Raw genomic sequence first — 20,270 nt, 5'->3', positions numbered from 1 at the left:
TCCCTCATCCGGGCGACGGCGGGCCGGGGCGCAACCGGCCGAGGTCGTCGCGTTCGATCACGCGGGACAGCACCCGCCAGGTGCCGCCGTGGCGCCGCAGCCGGTCGTGGATCATCGCCGCCGACTGCAGCCGCGCACCGCTCGCGGCGTCGACGACCAGGAAGAGCGCGTAGAAGCGGGCTTCGACCACGCCGTCACGGGCGCTGAACGCGAACCCGTGCACGCAGTGCCGTCGCTGGACTTCCCGTTCGTGGAAGGACGCGTCCAGCGCGCGCACCTCGGCGGCGAACTCCGCTTTCCGCACCGGCGAATCGCGGCCGAGCACCTTGGTCGTCATCGTCGCGTCGTCGTCGAAGACGGCCAGCCATTCTTCGGTCCCCCCGCGGTCGCGGGCCTCGAGCTGGTCCGCGTAGAACCGCCTGAGCTCGTAGTGGGTCGCGAGGGGCAGCGCGTCCGTCATGCCAGGCACTCCGGCACGAGCCCGCCGTTGTATTCGGCCATCTCGCCGAACACCGCCAAGACGTCCAAGGCCGCGCCGAGCGGCGCTTCCGGGTGCGCGAGCTCGTGGCAGGCCCGGTGGAGGTTGCCGACGAGCCGCTCCGGGTCGAGCAGCCCGCCGAACTCGCCCGGCCCGTGCCGCCGCGCGAGCTGCAGCGGCGTGCGTCCCTCGGCGAGTCCTTCCTCGGCCAGCGCGAGGATCCGGCGCAGGTAACTCTCCGTCCGGTCGAACACCTCGGGGCCGCAGATCCGGCCGTGCCCGCCGACGACGGTCTCCGCGCCGAAGCCGCGGAGCCGGTCGAGCGCCGGCAGCGACCCGCGGACCGAACCCGTCAAGCAGAACGGCGTGCAGCCCGGGAGCACCACGTCGCCGGCGAAGAGCACGCGCGCGTCCGGCACCCACACGACGACGTCGTGGGTGGTGTGCGCGGGACCGACGTGGTGGAGTTCGACGACCCGTCCCCCGAGCGACAGCGTCATGCTCCGCGAAAAGGTCACCGTCGGCAGCCGCAGGGCCAGCTCGCCCCACTCGACGTCCGGCCAGAGCTCGCGCAGCCCCAGACCGGCGGCGGCCATCTCCGGCCCGGCCAGCTCGTGGGCGATGACCGGGGCGTCGAAGGCGCAGTTCCCGAAGACGTGGTCACCGTGGCTGTGGGTGTTGACCACGGCCCGCACCGGGCCACGGCCGAGCCCTTCGGCCGCCGCGCGCAGCGCCTCGGCACGCCGTCTCGTCGCGGCGGTGTCCACGACGAGAAGCCCGTCGGGCCCGGTGATCACCCCGGCGTTGCTCAGGCACCAGCCGCCCGGTGGCTGCAGGAAAGCGTGGACGCCGTCCGCCACCTCCCGCAGCGTGCCCAGCGGCGCCCGCAGCGGCGTGCTCATCGCACCGCGCCGATCGACGCGGCGAAGCGGGCGGCGTGCTCCATCGTGGTCCGGCTGTTCGCCGCCAGCGCGGCGCGGAACCGGTTCAGCGCCGCCTCCGGTGCGCCGGCCGCGGCCGGGTCCACCAGGAACGTGTGCGTGGAGCGGATCGACGTCCCGTCAGCCGGGAAGTCCCAGCGGCCGCAGTGGCCGAGCAGTCCCCGCGGCGGCTGGTTCTGCTTGTAGGCGATGGATCCACCGGGCAGCAGCACCCGGAGCGAGCGCGTGGTGTGGACCGACCCGTCGGCCGCACGCGTCCGCATGATCAGCGACTGGGTGTCCGCCCCGAGTCCGGTCAGGTCGAGGCCGTCGACGTGGGGAAGCCGCTCCGGCCAGCGATCCGCGGCCCAGACGAACTCGCGCGCGGCGGACACCGGCCCCGCCAGCGCGAGCGACTCGGTGAAGGTCAGCAGCCACCGGCCCACCCCGCCGGGCAGGACGGCGACCGCGCGCAGAGCCGCCAGTTCCGCCGTCGAATTGTGGTCCAGCCGCGCGAGGACCGCGTCGCGGTCGTGGTCCGACGGCGGCGTGAAGTCGTGCTCCAGCACCACCTTCGTCCGCTCGCCGGGCAGCGGGACGAAGGTCCACCCGCCGGCCATCCGCCCGAACGCCGGGTCGTCGTGGTCCTGCGCGAACGTGACCCGGCGGGCCGCGTCGAACTCGCGGTGCGAGCGCCAGGCCCGCACCACCCCGTCCGGCATCAGCGCCCGGATCTCGAACCGGTCGCCTTGTGGCGATCGCTCCAGCACCCGGGTGTGCACCGTGGGGCCGAAGATCACCGGCCACGACACCACGTCGGTGATCAAGTCGTAGACCGCCGGGGCGTCCGCTTCGACGATCGTCTCGTGCCGCGTGTGGAGCTCCGGCGACGTCATCTCGGACTCCCCTCCCCGGCGAGGACCAGCGCGTTCACGCAGTTCAGGATCTGGCGCAGGGTGCGCAGCTCGGCCAGCTCCGCTTCGGGGATGTCCACCCGGAACCGGGCCCTGATGTACGCGGACGTCTCCATCAGCGCCAGCGAGTCGTAGCCGAGTTCGTACAGGTCGGCGTCCACGGCCTCCGGCCCCAGCGGCGCCTCGCCCGCCGAACCCGCGGCCTCGACGAGGATCGAGCGCAAGTCGTCGAACGTCATGCGGTCACTCATGGTTCTCCCAGCTTCCGGGTCGTCAGGCGGCGACGGCCACGACGACGCTCGACGACGCGGCGAGGCCGATCGTCTCGGTCAGCCGCAGCCCCGCCTTCTCGAAGATCTCCGCGAACTCCGCCTCGGTGCGGTCCCGGCCGCGGCTCAGCGCGAGCATCGTGATGTCCATGAACTTCCCCGGGTGCGGCACGTCGCCGTCCGGGATGACCGGGTCGATCACCACGACCCGGCCGTCCTCGGGCAGCACCCGGCGGACGTTCGCGAGCAGCGTGCCCGCCTCCGCGTCGCCGAGCTGGTGCAGCACGTGGGAAATCGTGTAGACGTCCCCGCCGCCGGGCACCTCGCGCAGGTAGTCGCCCCCGGCCAGCTCGGCGCGGTCGAAGACCCCCGCGTCGCGGAGCACGCGCTCCGCGCCGGGCACCACGTGCGGCTGGTCGAACACCACGCCCGCCAGGTCCGGGTACCGGGTCAGGACGGCGGCCAGCAGGTGCCCGTGCGCGCCACCCACGTCGACCAGCTTGCGGGCGCCGGTCAGGTCGTACGCCTGGATGGCCGCCCGCTGCGAGTGGCCGGCGGCGTTGCCCATCGCCCGGCTGAACAGTTCGTTCATCTCCGGCCGCTCGGCGAGGTAGCTGAACAGGTCCGTGCCGTTCACCTGGTCGAAGGCGGGCAGGCCGGTGCGGATCGAGAGGCCGATCTCCGCGTACGCGTTGCGCATGAACGGCTTGCCCTGCAACCGGAAGACGTCGCGCAGCGAGTTCGGCGCGTCCGACCGGAGGATCTCCGCGAGCGGCGTGAGCCCGAACGTGCGGCTCGAAACCTCGGTGAAGACGCCCTTGCTCGCCATCGCACGCAGCACCCGGTAGAGGGCGTCCGCGTCACTTCCGGTCCGCGCGGCCAGTTCGGCCACCGGGAGCGGGCCGTCCGCCAGCCGGTCGGCGACCCCGAGCTCGGCCACCGCGGACAGGAGGAACCCCATCCGCAGCCCGCCGTGGAAGTCCATCATCCGGTTCAGCAGTGCTTCGTCGCGCTTGTCGTCCACAGTGGACTCGGACATGACCGTCCCTCCTCGTTTCGTCGTCATCGCGGCCGGGGAAGGGCGACGAGCACGCTCGAGGGCAGGGCGCGGCCGCTGATGCCCGCCAGCCGCAGTCCCGCCTCCTCGAAGAGCTCGCGGAACTCCGCCTCGGTCCGGTCCCGGATCGGCCCGAGCAGCAGCTGGGTGCAGTCCAGGACCTTCGCCAGGTGCGGCAGATCGCCTTCGGGCAGCACGGGATCGATCACCAGGACCTTCCCGGCCGGCGACATCACCCGGGCGATGCCGGCGAGCACGGTGACCGCGTCGGTGTCGCTCAGCCGGTGGAGCAGCTGCGGCAGCAGGTAGACATCGCCGTCCGGGGGGATCGACCGGAGGTAGTCCCCGGCGACCACCTCCACCCGCCCGGCCACCCCGGCCTCCCGAAACGCCTGCTCCGCACCGGGCACGGCGAACGGCTGGTCGGCGTAGACGGCCTCGAGGTGCGGGTAGCGGACCAGCAGCGTCGCGAGCAGTCTGCCGTGCAGCTCGCCGACGTCGACCAGCCGGTGCACGCCGGTCAGGTCGCAGGTCTCCGCGGCGGCGAGCTGCATGCGCAGGGCCGCCGTCCCGGTGAAACTGGCGAAGAGGTCTTTGAGGTCCGGCCGCTGCGCGAAGTACGGGAACAGCGGTGCGCCGTTGACGTGCTCGAAAGCCGGCTTCCCGGTGCGCACCGAGTACGCCGTCTCCGCGTAGGTGTCGCGCATGCACTGCTGCCCGTGCATGCGGAAGGCATCACGCAGCGAGTTCGGCACGTCGGAGCGGAGGATGTCCCCCAGCGGCGTCAGGCCGAAGGTGCGGTGGGCGACCTCGGTGAAGACGCCCTTCGTCGCGACGCCCCGGAGCACCCGGTAGAGGGCGTCCGCGTCGCTGCCGGTGCGCTCCGCCAGCTCCTCCACCGGCAGGGGCTCCGCCACCAGCTCGTCGGCGATGCCCAGCTCCGCGACCGTCTGGAGCATGTAGGCGATGGGCAAGCCGCTGAGCAGCCAGATCATGTCGCTGAACGCGGAGTCGCCGTGCAGCTCCTTCATCGTGCTCACGGCCGGTTTGCTCGCCGTCTGCTCGGTCATGGTGGTCCTACCTTCTTTGTGGGTCCGAACTGGTCATTCGGCGGATCGGTGGACGGTGTCGGCGCGGACATCGGCAAGGAACACCACCACCGCGTGGTGATCGGCAACAGCGGCAGTGGCTGTTGTCCCGGCGAGCCCGCTGCGCGCGGGGGACGAGATTTCGTTCGGTGGCGAGAACTTTGACCAACCGGCGCACCGATTCGGTCTGTGACCGGACCCGGCTCGGCAGACCGTCTCGCCGCCATGGCCAGCCTGCTTTCGTTCGGGTCGGGTTCGGCGCCCGGGCTCACCGGGTGATCACCAGTGCGGAGTTGAAGCCGCCGCGGCCGCGGGCGAGCACGACGGCGACGTCGAGTTCGGCGCGCCGCGGTGCGCGCACCAGGTCGATGCCGTAGTCGCCGGGGACCGTGCGGACGTGGGGCGTCGGCGGGATCACGCCGTCCCGCACGGCCAGCAGCGCGGTGACCACGTCGAGCGGGCCGGCGCCGGCCAGCAGCCGGCCCACCCCGGCCTTGGGCACGGTGACCGGGACGCCGCCCGGGCCGAAGACTTCGGCGAGGACCCGTGCCTCCTCCCGGTCCCGCGCCGGGATGCCCGCGCCGTCGGCGAACACGACGTCGACCTGTGCCGGCGTAACTCCGGCGTCGGCGAGCGCGAGGCGCAAGGCGCGCGCCAGGGTGCCGGGTCGGCCGCTGCCCGGCGGCGGGTCGAACGTCGCCGCGTACCCGGCCACGAGGCCGTACTGGTGCGCGGCCCGGCCGGCGTCGCCGCGCTCCAGCACCAGGAGCGCGCCGCCCTCGCCCGGCACGCTGCCGCGGGCCGCGGCGTCGAACGGCAGGTACGCCGCGGCCGGGTCCTCGGCGGTGCTCACTTCGCCGCCGGACACGTGGGAAAGCCAGCCCCACGGATCGAGCGAGGAGTCGAGGCCGCCGGTCACCACGAGCCGGGCCCCCTGGCGCAGGCTGCGCCGGGCCTGGCCGATCGCGTCCAGGCCGCCCGCCTGGTCGGCGACGAGCACGCCACCCGCGCCCCGCAGGCCGTGGCGGATGGAGATCTGGCCGGTGTTGGCCGCGTAGAACCAGGCGAAGGCCTCGTACACGCTGACCCGGTCGGGGCTCTGCCGCCACAGCTTGTTCATCTCGGTGTGCGTGAACTCCCAGCCACCGGACGCGTTCGACGTCACGACCCCGGTTTCGAAGTCGTCGTAGCCGCGGTGGGCGGCTCCGGCGTCGGCCAGTGCCTCGTCGGCCGCGACGAGCGCGAGCCGGGTCACCCGGTCCGTCTGCGGCACGAGCCGGCTCGGCAGGACCGCCGCGGCCTCGAACCCCGCGATCTGGCCGGCCAGGCGCGCGCTGTAGCGCGACGCGTCGTACCGCCGCAGCGGCTGGATCCAGGACCGGCCGTCGAGCACGGCTTTCCAGTGCGCCTCGGCACCTTCGCCGTCACCGGCCATCACGCCGATGCCGGTCACGACCGCGGAGACGCTCATCGGTCCCCCCGCCACGCGCGCACCACCACCGCGCTCTGGAACCCGCCGAACCCGCTGCCCACCGAAAGCGCGGTGTCCACCCGGGTCTCCCGCGCTTCGAGGGGCACGTAGTCCAGGTCGCACTCGGGGTCCGGCTCGTGCAGGTTCGCCGTCGGCGGGACCACGTCGTTCTCGACGGCCAGCGCGCACGCGGCCACCTCGATCGAGCCGATGGCGCCGAGCGAATGCCCGACCATGGACTTGATGGAGCTGACCGGGACGCGGTACGCGTGCTCGCCCAGCGCGAGCTTGACCGCGGCCGTTTCGTGGCGGTCGTTTTGGCGAGTACCAGAGCCGTGCGCGTTGACGTAGTCGACCGACTCCGGCGCGCACCGCGCCTGGGCGAGCGCCTGCCCGATCGCTTCGGCCATCTCGCGGCCGTCCCGGCGCAGTCCGGTCATGTGGTAGGCGTTGCAGCGGGTGGCGTGGGCGGCGACCTCGGCGTAGACGTGCGCGCCGCGTGCCCGGGCGTGCCCGGCCTCCTCCAGCACCAGCACCGCGGCGCCCTCGGCGAGGACGAACCCGTCGCGGGTGCGGTCGAACGGCCGGGACGCGTGCTCCGGGTCGTCCTCCCGCGGCGTGGTCGCCTTGATCGCGTCGAAGCACGCGACGGCGATCGGGGAGATCGGGGCGTCGGTGCCGCCCGCGAGCACGACGTCCGCGACCCCGTCCATGATCAGCTCGTACCCGCGGCCGATCGCGTCCAGCCCGGCCGTGCACCCGGTGGCGACCATGGCGACCGGCCCTTCGGCGCCGGCCCGCCAGGCGACCTCGGCGGCGGCGGCGCTGGGCACCATGTAGTCGTACATGTGCGGGGACAGGTGCCGTTCGTCGACCAGCCACTCACGGCCGCTGTCGGAGAGCACGACGTACTCCCGCTCGATGCTCGTGGTCGCCCCCACGGCGCTGCCGAGGCTCACCCCGATCCGGCCGGGGTCCAGCGCGCCCGGGTCGAGGCCGCTGTCGGCGAGCGCCTCCCCGGCGCACGTGACGGCGAACTGCGCGGCCCGGTCGAGCCGCCGGATCTCCCGCGGCCGCAGGCCGGCGGCGGCCGGGTCGAAGTCGCACTCGCCCGCCACGCGCGAGCGGAACGGGCTCGGGTCGAAGAAGGAGATCCGCCGGGTGGCCGTGCGGCCGGAGACGAGCAGGTCCCAGAACTCCTTCCGGCCCGCGCCGCCCGGCGCGAGCACGTCCATGCCGGTGATCACCACACTCCGGTCCACGGTCTTCTCCTTTCTCGGTCCGGTGCGGCGGCCGGACCGGGCCCGCACCGGGGAACGCTCGGCGGCGCTCACGGGAGCTTGATCCGCGGGCCGCGGATGTCCAGCCAGGTGGCGAAGTCCAGGAACCGCTCGAGCCCGAAGCGCTGCGCGGGGGTGATCGCGCCGGCGGGCACCTCGGCGGCCGCCAGCACCGCGGCGCGGTCGTGCAGGCCGAGGACGGGGTGATCGCCTTCGACGCGGTCCCGCACCTGGGCCTGGACGGCGCTCAGGTAGCCCGGGTCGAAGCTGCCCGGGTAGCCGCTCTTCTTCCGGTCGGCGACCACGTCCGGCAGCACGTCGCGGGCGGCGCCCCGCAGGATGCTCTTCTCCCGGCCGTCGTAGGTCTTCAGCGACCACGGCGTGGTGAACACGTACTGCGCCAGCCGGTGGTCGCAGAAGGGCACCCGCACCTCGAGGCCCACGGCCATCGAAATCCGGTCCTTGCGGTCCAGCATGATCGGCAGCACGCGGGTCAGCGCGAGGTGGCACAGCTCGCGCATCCGCCGCTCCAGCCCGGTTTCCGCGCCGGTGCGGGGCACCGCGGCCAGCGCGCTGCGGTACTGGTCCGCCACGTAGGCGTCCAGGTCGAGCTCGCGGACGAGCCCCGCGTCGAGCAGGCCGGTGGCCCGCAGCGGGGAGTTCCGGTTGCCCAGCCAGGGAAAGCCTTCGGTGGTGCGGGCGGCTTCGTTGTGCAGCCACGGGTAGCCGCCGAACACCTCGTCCGCGGATTCGCCCGACAACGCCACCGTCGACTGCTCCCGGATCGCCTTGAACAGCAGGTAAAGCGAGTTGTCGCGGTCGCCGAACGCGCCGGGGAAGTCCCGGGCACCCACCGACGCGACCCGCACCGCGGGATCCGACAGCGCGGCACCGTCCAGGACGATGTCCCGGTGCTCGGCGCCGACGTGCTCCGCGAGCGCGTGCACGTACGGCGCGTCGTGCGTCGGCGAGATCTCGTTCGCCCGGAGGTTCTCGGCCTGGGCGGCGAAGTCGACCGAGAAGCTGTGCACGGCTTCGCCCTGGCGCCCGAGTTCGCGGGCGGCCAGCGCGGTCATGACGGACGAGTCGAGCCCGCCGGACAGCAGGGTGCACCGCGGCACGTCGGCGACCAGCTGCCGCCGGATGATGTCGTCGAGCAGCTCGCGCACGTGCGCGACGGTGGCCTGCTCGTCGTCCCGGTGCTCGCCGGCCTCCAGCTGCCAGTACCGCTTTTCGCGCAGCCCGCCGCGGTCGAGCACGGCGAGGTGCCCGGGCGGCAGCTCGCGCAGGCCCTCCCAGATCGCGCGGCCGGGCGTCTTCGCGAAGGTGAGGATCTCGCGCAGGCCGTCGATGCCGACCACGTGGTCGGCGAGCGGGTGGGCCAGCACGGCCTTCGGCTCGGAGCCGAACAGCACGCCGTCTTCGGTCGGGTAGTAGTAGAAGGGCTTGATCCCCATCCGGTCCCGGACCATCACCAGCTTCCCGGTGCGGCCGTCCCAGATCGCGAAGCCGTACATGCCGTTGAGGTGGTCGACGACCGCCTCGCCCCATTCCAGGTAGCCGCGCAGGACCACCTCGGTGTCGGAGTCCGTACGGAACACCGCGCCGCGCCGGCGCAGCTCGTCGCGCAGTTCGGTGAAGTTGTAGGTTTCGCCGGAGTAGACCAGCGTGACCGGGCCGTCCGCGGTCTCCGCGACCATCGGCTGCACCCCGCCGGGCAGGTCGATCACCGCGAGCCGGCGGTGGCCCAGCGCGGCGTGCGCGGTGAGCCACGTGCCCGACGCGTCCGGGCCCCGGCAGGCCATCGTCGCGGTCATGGCGTCCAGCACGGACGCCTGCCCGCTCAGGTCCCGGCCGAACGAGACCCAGCCAGTGATACCGCACATCGTTTTTCCCTCCGCAATCTCCGCGTCCTCGCGAAGTGAACCTATTGGGGTCTGCTCGAATCGCCTTAAAACCGGACCACGGGCGCAGCTGGAGAAATCGTCGAGCGGACCGTCACGGCGCCGCTTCCAAGAGGTGCAGGTAGGAATTCACCGGCCGCATGCCGACCACCCGGAGACCCGCGTCCCGCACCACCTTCGTGATGGTTTCCTTCGTGTGCTTCCGGCCGTCGGAGTTGAGCAGGAAAAGCAGGTCGGTCCCGGTGGTGAACCGGATCTCCGGGCTGCCGTCGATGAGGTTGGTGATGACGAGGAACCGACTGTCGCCGCGGCCCGCCCGCGCCGCGTTGCGCAACGCGGCCACCGACTTCTCGTCGGCCCATTCGAGGATGTTCTTGAACAGGTACACGTCCGCCTCGACCGGGATCTCCTCGAGGCAGTCGCCGCCGACCAGCCGGGCCCGCGACGCGAGCGGCCCGCCGTCGCGCAGCCGTCCGTCGGCCTCGGCCACGACGGGCGGCAGGTCGAGCAGCGTCCCGTGCAGCTGGGGGTTCCGCTCCAGCAGGGTCGCCAGGGTGTACCCGCGGCCGCCGGCGACGTCGGCGAGCGTGCCCACCCCGCGCAGGTCGAGCGCGTCCGCGACCGCGTCGGCCGCCAGCCTGCTCAGCTCGGTCTGGGCGCGGTCGAACACGGTCGCGGACTCCGGCCACGTGCGGTGCAGGTGGGTGAAGAAGTCCGCGCCGTACCGCTCGTCGAACCCGCCCCGCCCGGCGCGGGTCGCCGCGTCGAGGTGCGGCCAGAGCTCCCACGTCCACGGCTCGGTCACCCACTGCACGTAGAACTTGAGGCTGCGCGGATCGTCCTCCCGCAGCAGCCGCGACGACGGCGTGTGCACGTACCCCTCCGGCGTCCGGGCGAAGACGCCGTACTGTTCGAGCGCGCGCAGCACGCGCCCCAGCACCTCCGGGTCCACCCCGAGTTCGCCGGCCAGGTCCGCGGCCGTCCGGGGCCGCGAACCCAGCGCTTCGGCGACCCCGATCCGCGCCGCGGCCCGCAGTGCCGACGCGCCCGCCGCCCCCAGCGCGAGCTCACGCACCCCGATGACCGCGTCGTGGCCGGGAATGTCCTCTTCCTGAATCGTCATCGCCCCAGTGGGCACCCGCGCGCTACAGGAATCGTGGAATTTTCGTCAACCGGGCGATTTCGAGACGCGCGCGAAAAGGGTTCGAGAACGATCCGGTGCCGGTTCGAGAAGCCTGGATCACCATGGGCGGGCGACCACACAGGGAGGATTCATGCCGAAGGAACACGGCCGGGTTTCGCTGATCACCGGCGCCACGAGCGGTATCGGACGGGCCACGGCGGAGCGCCTGGCCAGGAGCGGGCATCGGGTCTTCGTCTGCGGCCGGGACGGAGCGGCCGTCGAAGCGACGGTGAAGAGCATGCGGGCCGACGGCCACGCGGCCGACGGCGCGGTCTGCGACGTGACCGACGCCGCCCAGGTCGACCGGCTGGTCGAAGCGGCGCGGACCCGGTTCGGCCCGATCTCGGTGCTGGTGAACAACGCGGGGCGCAGCGGCGGCGGGGTGACCGCGAACCTGCCGGACGAGCTGTGGCTCGACGTCGTGAACGTCAACCTCAACAGCGTTTTCTCGGTGACCAAACGCGTTCTCACCGACGGCGGCATGCTCGGCCTCGGTCGCGGGCGCGTCATCAACATCGCGTCGACCGGCGGCAAGCAGGGCGTCGTCCTCGGCGCGCCCTACTCCGCTTCGAAGCACGGCGTCGTCGGCTTCACCAAGGCGCTGGGGCTCGAACTGGCCAAGACGGGCATCACGGTCAACGCCGTCTGCCCCGGCTACGTCGAGACGCCGATGGCCGAACGGGTGCGGGCCACCTACGCGAACATCTGGGAAGTGTCCGAAGAGGACGTACTGGCCAAGTTCAACGCCAAGATCCCGCTGGGCCGCTACGGCACCCCGGCCGAGGTCGCCGCCATGGTGGACTACCTGGCCGGCGACGAAGCGGCCGTGGTGACCGCGCAAGCGCTGAACGTGTGCGGGGGCCTCGGGAACTACTGACCCCCGCGACCGCCCGGCGCCGGCTCAGCCCGCCGGCGCCGGCGGTTCCGCCGCCGCGGCACCGGTCAGCACCGCCTGGTGCAGCTGCTGCACCCGGCGCGAGGGCTCGACCCCCAGTTCGCCGATCATCTGGGCCCGGAGGTCGTGGTAGGTCTGCAGGGCCCGGCCCCGGTGCCCGGACCGGTGCAGGGCCAGCATGTACAGCGCGTGGAGGTTCTCGTTGTAGCTGTTCTGCGCGGTGAGCACGGTGAGCTCGCTCAACATCTCGCGGTGCCGGCCCCGCCGCAGCTCCGCCTCGATGCGGCACTCCTTCAGCGTCAGGCGCGACTGCTCGAGCCCGGCGACCTCGGGCCCCAGCACGCCGCCCAGTTCGACGTCGGCGAAAGCGCGGCCGCGCCACAGCCCGAGCGCGTCGTCGAAGAGGCGCACCGCCCGTTCGTCGTCCCTCCTCTCGAACGCGCGCATGCCTTCGCGTTCCAGCGAGCGGTACGCGCGCAGGTCGACACCGGCGTCCGGCAGCGTCAGCAGGTAGCCGCTGTTCCGGGTGATCAGCGCGCGCCGGGCGACCTCGGCGCCGGTCATCCCGAGACCCGCGGACAGCAGCCGCCGGATCAGCATCACGTAGGTCTGGACCGTGGTCAGAACGCTCTTCGGCGGCTGCCCGTCCCAGAGCTCCCGCACGATCGAGTCGACGGACAGGACTTCCCCCTCCCCCAGCACCAGCAGCGCGAGCACCTGCCGCGGCTTGCGCGCCGTCGGCGCGGCGGCGCCGGAGCGCCCCGTCACGGTCATCGGTCCCAGCACACGAATGTCGAGCACGGCCCATCCCCCTTGTCCTCGGTTGCACCCACCCGGCGGACGGCTCGTCCCGGCCGGGCTCCCCTTCGCCGGACGAGGCTAGGAACGACCGGCGCCGGTGCCAACCCCTACCGGCGTTCCCCGCCGTCCCGCCCGGCCAGGCCCGAGGGCAGGTGTGCGCGTCCGTCGACGCCGAGCTTGCGGTACACGTTCGTCAGGTGCTGCTCCACCGTGGACACGGTGACGTGGAGCCGGCGCCCGATCTCGCGGTTGGAGTGCCCGCCCGCGGCCAGCTCCGCGACTCTCCGTTCGGCGTCGCTGAGCCGGCCCGGCGGGGCGGGCCGCACCGCCCGTCCCGCCCGGTCGTCGGCCGCACCGGACGCACGGGCGGACGCCGTGCGCGCCCGGGTGAAGTCGCCCCGGGCCTGCAGGAGCCGGCACACCACGGTGACCAGGGTGTCGAACGCGGCCGGGTCGGTGAGGGACCGCAGCCGTTCCCACCCCCGGTCTTCGCCGTGCGCGTCGGTGAACGCGGAAACCAGGTCGGCCAGCTCCCCCGGCCCGCCGACGTCGCCGAGGCAGGCCGCCGCGGTGTCCAGCATCTGCGCCCGTTCGGCCGCCCGGCTCACCCGCGCGAGCACCAGCAGGGTGCTGCCGCGCGTCCGGCGGTCGGCCGCGTCGATCCGGTCGAGCTGGTCGAGCAGCAGCCGTCTCGCGACGTCGGTGTCCCCGAGCCGCAACCGGGCCTCGGCCATGCCGGTGCGCCACGGGACCAACGCCGGCCGGTCCAGCTCCAGTTCGACAGCCAGCCGTTCGCACCGGGCGAACTCGCTGGTCGCGGTGAGCAGCCGCCCTTCGGCGAGGTGGTGGCGGCCGCGCGCGCAGAGGTACCGCAGCCCGGGGACCGTGGTGAACACGGCGTCCGGTACCGGCACCTCGAGCGCTTCCGCCGCGTGGAGGTTCCGGCCGATGGCGGTGTTGATCCCGATCGCCGTCTCGACCGGCACCGCGATCGTCGCGCCCCAGTCCCGCGGATCGAGCGCCGCCAGCGCGGCTTCGGCCTGCGCGGCGGCCCGGACCGGCTCGCCGCGGTGGAAGGTGACCCGGGCGCGGAAGACCGACAACAGGGCCTGCCACGTCACCGCCCCGCGCTCGGCCGCGGTCTCCAGGAACCGGTCGCACCACTCGGCGGCCTGCCCGGTTTCCCCCGCGATGGTCAGCGCGGTGACGGCGGTCGCGACCAGCTCGAGCGAGCTGTCACCCAGCTTGGTGTTGCGCAGCAGCGTTTCCGCCGCGGACGCCGCTTTCGCGTCGCCGGACCACAGCGTCTCGAGCGCCTCGACGGCCCGGCCCCACGGGTCGTCCGCGACGCCGGGCACCGCACGGGGTACCGCGCCGTACCACCACATCCAGGCCGTCCGCAGCTCGGCGCGCTCGCCGGCGTCGAGCCCGGCGGCGGTCAGGACCCGGAGCGCGGCCGCCGCCGTCTCCCCGTCGGCGTCCCACAGCGCGTACCGGATCAGGGTCCGCGCGCCGGGTCCGTCCAGCGTGCCGCCGTCGGCCGCGGCACGCAGGGCACGCACGTGCTCGGCGGCCCGCGCCGGACCGGCCCGCCAGCCCGCGCGGGCCAGCGCGTGCGTCACCCGGGCCCGCAGGCCGGCATCGGCGTACCGGTGGGCCAGCGCGAGGTACCGCGACGCGGAACCGGCGTCACCCCACTCGATTTCGTTCTCCGCCGCGTCCAGCAGCTCCGTCAGCGCCCACGGGCCGGGGACCCGGTCCGCGGCGGCCAGGTGCCCGGCGACGGCTTCCGCGCCCACCCGGCCGGCGTGCAGCAGCTCGGCGGCGCGGACGTGCGCGTCGGCCCGGTCCGCCGCCGTCATGCTTTCCAGCAGGGCCGCCCGTGCGGCGCCGTGCCGGAACCGCCCGGCCCGGGTGATCCCGGCCCGGTCCAGGCACTCCAGCGCCCGCCCGGTGACCTCCGGGGAGAGCCGGGCGAACCGCGCCAGCACCGCGGAGCCGGCGTCCGCGTCCAGCACCGCGATCGCGCGGGCGACGGCGGCGGTCGCCGGATCGACACCGTCGAGGATCGCGAGCACGGCTGCCCCGTACTCGTGGCAGGCCGGGTCTTCGGCGGAGCCGGTCGACCGGACGGCTTCGACGAGCGCGTTCACCAGTACGGGGTTGCCACCGCTCAGCTCGTGCACGGTCGTCGCGCACCGGGCCGCCGCCTCGCGTCCGCAGCCGCGTTCCAGCTCCGCGGCCACCTCCCGCTCGGACAGCGGGGAAAGCGAAAGCGAAACGTGCGGGTACCGGATGAGCTCCCAGGACGCGTGCGGGCCGTTGACCTCCGCGCAGCAGGCTTCGGTCGTCACGAGCAGCAGCTGCGCCTTCCCGGTGCCTCGCCGCAGGTACGCGAGCATTTCCGCGGTCTCGACGTCGACGAACTGGAAGTCGTCGATCAGCAGGACGATCGGCCGCGCCCCGGCCAGGTCCGCCAGCAGTCCCCCCACCGCCCGCCCGGCGGCGGGTCCGGCCGGAGGGCGGAACTCCTTCACCCGCGCCGCCTGCTCACCGGACAACGCGGCGCCGGACAGCGAGTGCAGCAGTGCGTCGAGGACGTCGCGCACCCCGTCGCCGTAGCCGGTCACGGTGCCCAGCACGAGGGCGCCGTGCGCCTCCGCGAGCCGCCCGAACCCCAGGTGCACCACGGACTGCCCGGCCGCCGGTGCCCCCTTGACCATCACGGTCAGGTGCCCGAAGTCGGCGTCGAACGCCAGGTAGCGTTCCAGTGTTTCCATCACCTGAACGGCCTGCACCTCGGCTGTTCCCTCCCCAGGACCGAATGCGCCCCGCGGCGCCCGTCACGAACCGCAGTCGAGCTGAGTCGCGAACTCTTCCCACACCAGCGCGTTCATCCGGGCCAGCTCGGCGATCGCGCGCTTGTTGTGCGCGGGCACCACGTTCAGGTACCGCTCCCAGTCCCGCAGCGCGGGGTTGTGCGCGTCGAGCCAGCGCAGCAGCATCCGGCCGGCGTCGTTGAGGCTCAGCGACGGATCCTTGCGCAGCCGGCGCATGATGGTCTGGACTTCGGCGACGACCTGCCGGGACGAACCGGCGTCGGTGTGCTGTCCCGGTTTCGGTGGCGCGCCCGCCGCCGCCCGCTGGCGCTTCGGGAGCGGGTCCTCCCCGTTCCGCAGCCGCCGCCGGACGTCGAGGACCGTCGACGGCGAAATGCCCGCCGCGGCGGCTATTTCGCGGATCGACGCGTCCGGCCGCGAGGTGATCAGCTCGCCGGCGGCGATCCGGCCCGCCGCGGCGTCGAACGGACGGGCCCGGCCGTCGATGCCGACCCTCGGCGCGCTGTTCGACTGTCCGTCCCGCCCGGTCGAACGGCGCCGCAACGCCCCCACGGTCGTCGCGGCGAGCCCGCTGACGGCGGCGATGCGCCGATCGGACCACTGCGGCCGCGCGACGATGATGCGCTCGGCCGCCGCGGTGCGATCGGCCGTGGACAGCGGAAGACCGTGCGCGATGTTCGCCTCGACGCCCATGATGAAAGCGTCGTCTTCGCTGCCTTCGTAGTAGTGACCGAGTATTTCGTCCTCACCGCGCAGGATCGCCGCGCCCACGCGGTGCATCCCGTCGACGACCCGCATCGTGGCGCGGTGGATGACGATGGGCGGCAGCGACGCACCGGACGCGGCCAGCGTCCGGACGTGCTCGGTGCTTTCCCCGTCGAGCCGGGGCGAGTCCGAAGGCCGCAGCGAATCGATCGAAACCCGCTCCGGTTCTCCCCCGGCAGGCCAGTGCGCGTCGCGGAATTGCGCCACCAGCGATCCCCCTCCCGACCCAGCCCGATCGGCTCGCCCTTCGAGAGTTCATTGTCCCCGCCACTCCCGCACCGCCCGCGGACGTCGTCCGGACCTCCGCGAGAGCCATCCCACTTCTCGCGGTATCGGATCAGCGCTTAGGAACTCCCCCTGTACCACGGACAACTTACCAGTCCCCGGCCGACCGACGCCCTCATCATGCGGATTCCGGGGTCGATCGGCACCGATAGGGGTCCTCGATCCGCGACGGCACGGCCGGAATGCACCCATCCGGATAGCAATATTTTCACCAGCAGAGCGGAACGCAGGGAAACCCTTTACCGCCCGGCGCCGGACACGACGGAAAAGAAACGTGTTTCAGAAAAATTTCTGTTCGTTGCTCGAAATCCGGGCGACGGAAAACTTCGGCCGCCGGGCCATCACTCCTGGCCGAGCCGGCGCGCACCTCGCACCACCGGCGTGCGCAAAGTGCCCACCTGCTCGATCTCGATCTCGACCACATCTCCTTCGGCCAGGCCGAGATCGAGCCCGGGCACGATCGACGTGCCGGTGGAGAGCACCACTCCGTCCGGATAAAGGTTGTCGCGCATCAGGTACTCGACCAGCTCGGCCGGCTTGCGGTTCATCTCGGCGGTAGTGGCGCGGCCGCTGAACACCTCTGCCCCGTCGCGCAGGATCCGCATGCTCAGGTCCAGCTTCAGCGGGTCGTCGATCTCCCAGGCCGGCCGCACTCCGGGCGACACCGCGCAGGAGCCCTGGTAGATCTTCGCCTGCGGCAGGTACAGCGGGTTCTCGCCCTCGATGCTGCGCGAGCTGACGTCGTCGACCACCAGGTAGCCCGCGATTTCGCCGCGGCTCGTCAGCAGCAGGCCGAGTTCGGGCTCCGGCACGTTGTTGGGCGAGTCGGCCCGGATGACGATCGGGTCGCCTTCGGTGACCACGCGCCAGGCCGCGGACTTGAAGAACAGCTCGGGCCGCTGGGCGTGGTAAACGCGGGCGTAGACGTCCTCGTCCGCGCTTTCCTCGCGGCGGGCCTCCTCCGACCGGCGGTAGGTCACGCCGGCCGCCCACACCTCCATCCGCCCGTCGAGGGGTGGCAGCAGCCGCACACCGGCCGCGGGCACGTCCGGCGCGCCGGCGGCCGCGGCGACCAGCTCCCGGATCTCCGTCAGCGGCCGGCCGAGCAGCTCGCTCATGCTGCCCACCGGAAGCGCGCGCAGGCGCTCACCTTCGTCGTCCAGCACCCCGACGCGGATGTCCGACGGACGGCCGGGCTCGGCGAATCGAACCAGCTGGGTCACGCTTTTCTCCTTGTGCGTCAGCAGCTTCGGAGTTCAGCGATACTGAACGTCGTTCAGTATCAGACAGACCCTACGGTTCCGTGAGCACCCCGTCAACGCAAGGGGCGGGCCGGGAGCTGGAGCGGCGGCACGAGGTACTGGGCCGCGAGCGCGTGCAGCCGCGCCACGTAGTCCGCGAGGGTGCCGGGATCGGTTTCCCCGGCGAGCGTGGAGATCGAGATCGCGCAGCACGGAACTCCGTTGAGCAGCACCGGAACCGCGACGCAGGCGATCCCGGGCTCGTTCTCCTCGAGGTCGAGCGCGTAACCGCGAGCCCGCGCCTGCGCCAGCACGTCCTGCAGGTGCGCCCAGCCGAGTCCGGGCAGCGGACCGGCCTTCGTGCCCCCCAGCTGGGCTCGCAACGCCCCGCTGTCCCAATCGTGGCAAGCGAGCACCGCGCGGCCGAGCGCGGTGCTCGCCGCCGGGTTGCGGCCGCCGATCTTCGAGCCCACCGTCACCGACCGGTCGGCCTCGACCTTCTCGAGGTAGATGATGTCCGCGCCGTCCAGGATGCCGACGTGGCACACCTGCCGGATCTCCTCGGACAACCGCCTGATCAGGGGCAGCAGGCTGGCGCGGAAGCTCAGCTTCTCCTCATAGGACGCGGCGACCCGCAACGTCTCACCGCCGAGCCGGTACCGGCCGCTTTCCCGGTCCTGGGCGACGAAACCGCGGTGCCGCAACGCGGACAGGGTGAGGTGGGCCCCGCTCTTGGGACTGCCGAGCGCCTGCGCGATGTCCACAAGGGACAGACCGTCCGGCCCCTTCTCGCCGAGCAGCTGAAGTACGGCGAGCGCCTTGTCCACGCTGCGCACCGGTGGCTCCACCACGTCCGGTCCTTCCCGTCCTGCTGAATGGCATTCAGCCTAGCTGGACGCGGGCCGCCGGTAAGAGTTCGGTAACCCCGTCTCGGCGACGATCGGGCGATTCGTCCGGTTCACTTGAGCGGCACCGGACGAGACCCGAGGAGATAACACGATGACCCGCGCACGACGTCTGCTCACCCGCCCCTGGTTCCTCGGCGCCACGGCGGTGGCACTGGTCGTGGTGGCGGCGGGCTTGTACTGGTTCCAGCCGTGGCAGCTCTGGGTCGACGAGGCGGTGCAGGAGGACCTGCCACCCGCCGCCGCCGCGGCGCCGGCTCCGACGTCGGCGTCGGCGTCGGCTCCGGCGCCGCAGCCCGCCGAGCTGGCGACCGGGACGCTGATCAGCCACGAACACGAGACGAGCGGCACCGTCCGCATCGTCCGCGCGGCCGACGGCTCACTCGTCCTGCGCCTGGAGAACCTCGCCACCAGCAGCGGCCCCGACGTCCACGTCTGGCTCACCGACGCACCGGTCAAGCCGGGCCAGGCCGGCTGGTCCGTCTTCGACGACGGCCGCCACCTCGACGCGGGCAAGCTCAAGGGCAACCGCGGGAACCAGAACTACGCGCTGCCCGCGGACGTCGACCTGACGAAGTACACCAGTGTGAGCATCTGGTGCGACCGCTTCGACGTCTCCTTCGGCGCGGCCGAGCTGACGTCCCGCTAGCCGGCAACGGCGGCGAGCGTGCGGAGCGTCTTCGCGGCGATGCGCGCATCCGTGGCGTGGTGGTGCGCGAGCTCCAGCACCGCGAAGTCGGCGGCCGTCGTCGCGTTGGGGATGGCGAGCACGGTCATCCCGGCGGCGTGGGCCGAGCGGATCCCGGACGCCGAGTCCTCGACCGCGAGGCACCGCGCCGGGGCCACGCCGAGGCGGTGCGCCGCGAGCAGGTACGGGTCGGGGGCCGGTTTGCCGCGCACGACGTCTTCGCCGGCCACGACCGTCGCGAGGTGCGGCACGAGCCCGCAGGCGGTCACGGCCGCCTCGACGTAGCGCCGCGGCGACGCGGAAACCAGGCCGACCGGACCGAGTGCGGTCGCCGCGGCGACCAGGTCCGCCGCTCCGGGCACCAGGCCGAATCCCCCGCGGCCGACCTCCCAGACCATGCCCTCGACGCACTGCGTGACGGCGTCACCGGCGGTGAGGCCCCGGCACCGGCGGGCCAGGTAGCCGCTCCAGCTACCGGTACTGGTGCCCTGGATCGCGGCCCAGTCCCGCGGCGTCCAGGTGTGGCCGTGGCGGGCCGCGACGGTGCCGATGACGTGGTTCCACGTGGCCGCGCTGTCGACGAGGGTGTCGTCGAGGTCGAAGACGGTGGCGTCGGGCATCAGTGGACGACCTGCGGCACGAACGCGGCGACCTGCTCGATGGAGACGACCTTCAGCCAGTGCCGGTCGGCGAACGCGCGCAGTTCGGGCAGCCTGGAGACGGTTCCGTCGTCGTTGCACACCTCGCTGATCACCGCGACCGGGGTGAGGCCGCACAGGCGCATGAGCTCCACCGCGGCTTCGGTGTGCCCGCGCCGTTCGGCGAGGCCGCCTTCCCTGGCCCGCAGGGGGAAGACGTGCCCGGGACGGCAGAGCCCGCCGGGTGTGGTGGCGGGATCCGCGAGCACCCGCAGCGTGTGGGCGCGGTCGGCCGCGGAGATCCCCGACTCGATGCCGTCGGCGGCGTCCACCGATACGGTGTACGCCGTCCCCGCGGGGTCCTCGTTGGCCTCGACCATGGGCCGGAGCCGCAGGCGGCCGACCGTCTCCGGCGGCATCGGGGCGCAGATCAGGCCGCTGGTGTGCCGCATGAAGAAAGCGATCGCGTACGGCGTGGCGTGCTCGGCCGCCATGATCAGGTCGCCTTCGTTTTCGCGGTCTTCGTCGTCGACCACGATCACCGGCCGCCCGGACCTGAGGTCGGCGATCGCGGCCTGCACCGTGTCGAGCCGGGACGACCGGTCGTGGCGGACCTGCCCGGGAATGGTGGAGGTCATCAGCTGTCCT

At 72.9% G+C, this 20,270-nt stretch carries 19 protein-coding genes; 2 read left to right on the top strand and 17 right to left on the bottom strand.

Annotated elements, in window-relative coordinates; all coding sequences use genetic code 11:
* Positions 1 to 4: 4 nt before the first annotated feature.
* The 10 genes from SD460_RS32095 to SD460_RS32050 all read right to left on the bottom strand — a co-directional run bounded on the left by SD460_RS32095 (position 5) and on the right by SD460_RS32050 (position 10,504).
* The gene (locus SD460_RS32095; RefSeq protein WP_318307165.1) at positions 5 to 460 is read right to left on the bottom strand and encodes a nuclear transport factor 2 family protein; all 456 of its coding nucleotides are present in this window, start codon (positions 458 to 460) and stop codon (positions 5 to 7) included.
* Positions 457 to 1,380, bottom strand: a complete 924-nt coding sequence (locus SD460_RS32090; RefSeq protein ID WP_290050840.1) for an MBL fold metallo-hydrolase — start codon at positions 1,378 to 1,380, stop codon at positions 457 to 459. The genes SD460_RS32095 and SD460_RS32090 overlap by 4 nt, the downstream gene beginning before the upstream one ends.
* The gene (locus SD460_RS32085; protein WP_318307164.1) at positions 1,377 to 2,294 is read right to left on the bottom strand and encodes an aromatase/cyclase; all 918 of its coding nucleotides are present in this window, start codon (positions 2,292 to 2,294) and stop codon (positions 1,377 to 1,379) included. The genes SD460_RS32090 and SD460_RS32085 overlap by 4 nt, the downstream gene beginning before the upstream one ends.
* Positions 2,291 to 2,563 (bottom strand): acyl carrier protein, encoded by a 273-nt coding sequence (locus SD460_RS32080; protein ID WP_290050834.1) that lies wholly within the window; start codon positions 2,561 to 2,563, stop codon positions 2,291 to 2,293. The genes SD460_RS32085 and SD460_RS32080 overlap by 4 nt, the downstream gene beginning before the upstream one ends.
* 22 nt (positions 2,564 to 2,585) lie before the next feature.
* The gene (locus SD460_RS32075; protein WP_290050833.1) at positions 2,586 to 3,620 is read right to left on the bottom strand and encodes a methyltransferase; all 1,035 of its coding nucleotides are present in this window, start codon (positions 3,618 to 3,620) and stop codon (positions 2,586 to 2,588) included.
* 23 nt (positions 3,621 to 3,643) lie between these two features.
* Positions 3,644 to 4,708, bottom strand: a complete 1,065-nt coding sequence (locus tag SD460_RS32070) for a methyltransferase (protein ID WP_290050832.1) — start codon at positions 4,706 to 4,708, stop codon at positions 3,644 to 3,646.
* A gap of 286 nt (positions 4,709 to 4,994) precedes the next feature.
* On the bottom strand, positions 4,995 to 6,197 hold the full coding sequence (locus SD460_RS32065; protein WP_318307163.1) for a ketosynthase chain-length factor: 1,203 nt from the start codon (positions 6,195 to 6,197) through the stop codon (positions 4,995 to 4,997).
* Positions 6,194 to 7,459, bottom strand: a complete 1,266-nt coding sequence (locus SD460_RS32060; protein WP_290062365.1) for a beta-ketoacyl-[acyl-carrier-protein] synthase family protein — start codon at positions 7,457 to 7,459, stop codon at positions 6,194 to 6,196. Before SD460_RS32060 ends, SD460_RS32065 begins: the two co-directional genes overlap by 4 nt.
* A gap of 68 nt (positions 7,460 to 7,527) precedes the next feature.
* Positions 7,528 to 9,363, bottom strand: a complete 1,836-nt coding sequence (asnB, locus tag SD460_RS32055; RefSeq protein ID WP_318307162.1) for an asparagine synthase (glutamine-hydrolyzing) — start codon at positions 9,361 to 9,363, stop codon at positions 7,528 to 7,530.
* Positions 9,364 to 9,475: 112 nt separating this feature from the next.
* Complete coding sequence (locus SD460_RS32050; RefSeq protein ID WP_318307161.1) at positions 9,476 to 10,504, bottom strand: methyltransferase; 1,029 nt, start codon at positions 10,502 to 10,504, stop codon at positions 9,476 to 9,478.
* Between the two features lie 151 nt (positions 10,505 to 10,655).
* Here SD460_RS32050 and fabG point away from each other — a divergent pair, with 151 nt between their 5' ends.
* The gene (gene fabG, locus SD460_RS32045; RefSeq protein WP_290062362.1) at positions 10,656 to 11,441 is read left to right on the top strand and encodes a 3-oxoacyl-ACP reductase FabG; all 786 of its coding nucleotides are present in this window, start codon (positions 10,656 to 10,658) and stop codon (positions 11,439 to 11,441) included.
* Between the two features lie 24 nt (positions 11,442 to 11,465).
* Here fabG and SD460_RS32040 read toward each other — a convergent pair whose 3' ends face one another.
* From SD460_RS32040 to SD460_RS32020, 5 genes are all read right to left on the bottom strand, one after another.
* The gene (locus SD460_RS32040) at positions 11,466 to 12,233 is read right to left on the bottom strand and encodes an AfsR/SARP family transcriptional regulator (RefSeq protein ID WP_290062361.1); all 768 of its coding nucleotides are present in this window, start codon (positions 12,231 to 12,233) and stop codon (positions 11,466 to 11,468) included.
* 134 nt (positions 12,234 to 12,367) lie between these two features.
* The gene (locus SD460_RS32035; RefSeq protein WP_318307160.1) at positions 12,368 to 15,040 is read right to left on the bottom strand and encodes a helix-turn-helix transcriptional regulator; all 2,673 of its coding nucleotides are present in this window, start codon (positions 15,038 to 15,040) and stop codon (positions 12,368 to 12,370) included.
* 63 nt (positions 15,041 to 15,103) lie between these two features.
* Positions 15,104 to 16,072: a ParB/RepB/Spo0J family partition protein gene (locus SD460_RS32030; protein WP_290061792.1), complete on the bottom strand. Its 969-nt coding sequence runs from the start codon at positions 16,070 to 16,072 to the stop codon at positions 15,104 to 15,106.
* A 419-nt stretch (positions 16,073 to 16,491) separates the two neighbouring features.
* Positions 16,492 to 17,373, bottom strand: coding sequence for a fumarylacetoacetate hydrolase family protein (locus SD460_RS32025; protein WP_290061791.1), 882 nt, complete (start codon positions 17,371 to 17,373; stop codon positions 16,492 to 16,494).
* Between the two features lie 92 nt (positions 17,374 to 17,465).
* Positions 17,466 to 18,242: an IclR family transcriptional regulator gene (locus tag SD460_RS32020; protein WP_290061790.1), complete on the bottom strand. Its 777-nt coding sequence runs from the start codon at positions 18,240 to 18,242 to the stop codon at positions 17,466 to 17,468.
* Between the two features lie 148 nt (positions 18,243 to 18,390).
* Here SD460_RS32020 and SD460_RS32015 point away from each other — a divergent pair, with 148 nt between their 5' ends.
* Positions 18,391 to 18,945 carry a DM13 domain-containing protein gene (locus tag SD460_RS32015; RefSeq protein ID WP_290061788.1) on the top strand — a complete coding sequence of 185 codons (555 nt, stop codon included), beginning with the start codon at positions 18,391 to 18,393 and terminating at the stop codon, positions 18,943 to 18,945.
* Here the strand turns inward: SD460_RS32015 and SD460_RS32010 are convergent.
* Together SD460_RS32010 and ribB are read right to left on the bottom strand one after the other, a co-directional pair.
* Positions 18,942 to 19,604: an HAD family hydrolase gene (locus tag SD460_RS32010; RefSeq protein ID WP_318307159.1), complete on the bottom strand. Its 663-nt coding sequence runs from the start codon at positions 19,602 to 19,604 to the stop codon at positions 18,942 to 18,944. The two genes, SD460_RS32015 and SD460_RS32010, sit on opposite strands and share 4 nt — an antisense overlap.
* Positions 19,604 to 20,260 (bottom strand): 3,4-dihydroxy-2-butanone-4-phosphate synthase, encoded by a 657-nt coding sequence (gene ribB, locus SD460_RS32005; protein ID WP_318307158.1) that lies wholly within the window; start codon positions 20,258 to 20,260, stop codon positions 19,604 to 19,606. Before ribB ends, SD460_RS32010 begins: the two co-directional genes overlap by 1 nt.
* Positions 20,261 to 20,270: the final 10 nt, after the last annotated feature.

Source organism: Amycolatopsis solani, from assembly GCF_033441515.1.
Taxonomy (GTDB): Bacteria; Actinomycetota; Actinomycetes; order Mycobacteriales; family Pseudonocardiaceae; genus Amycolatopsis; species Amycolatopsis solani.
This window is presented reverse-complemented; position numbering and strand designations above follow the sequence as displayed.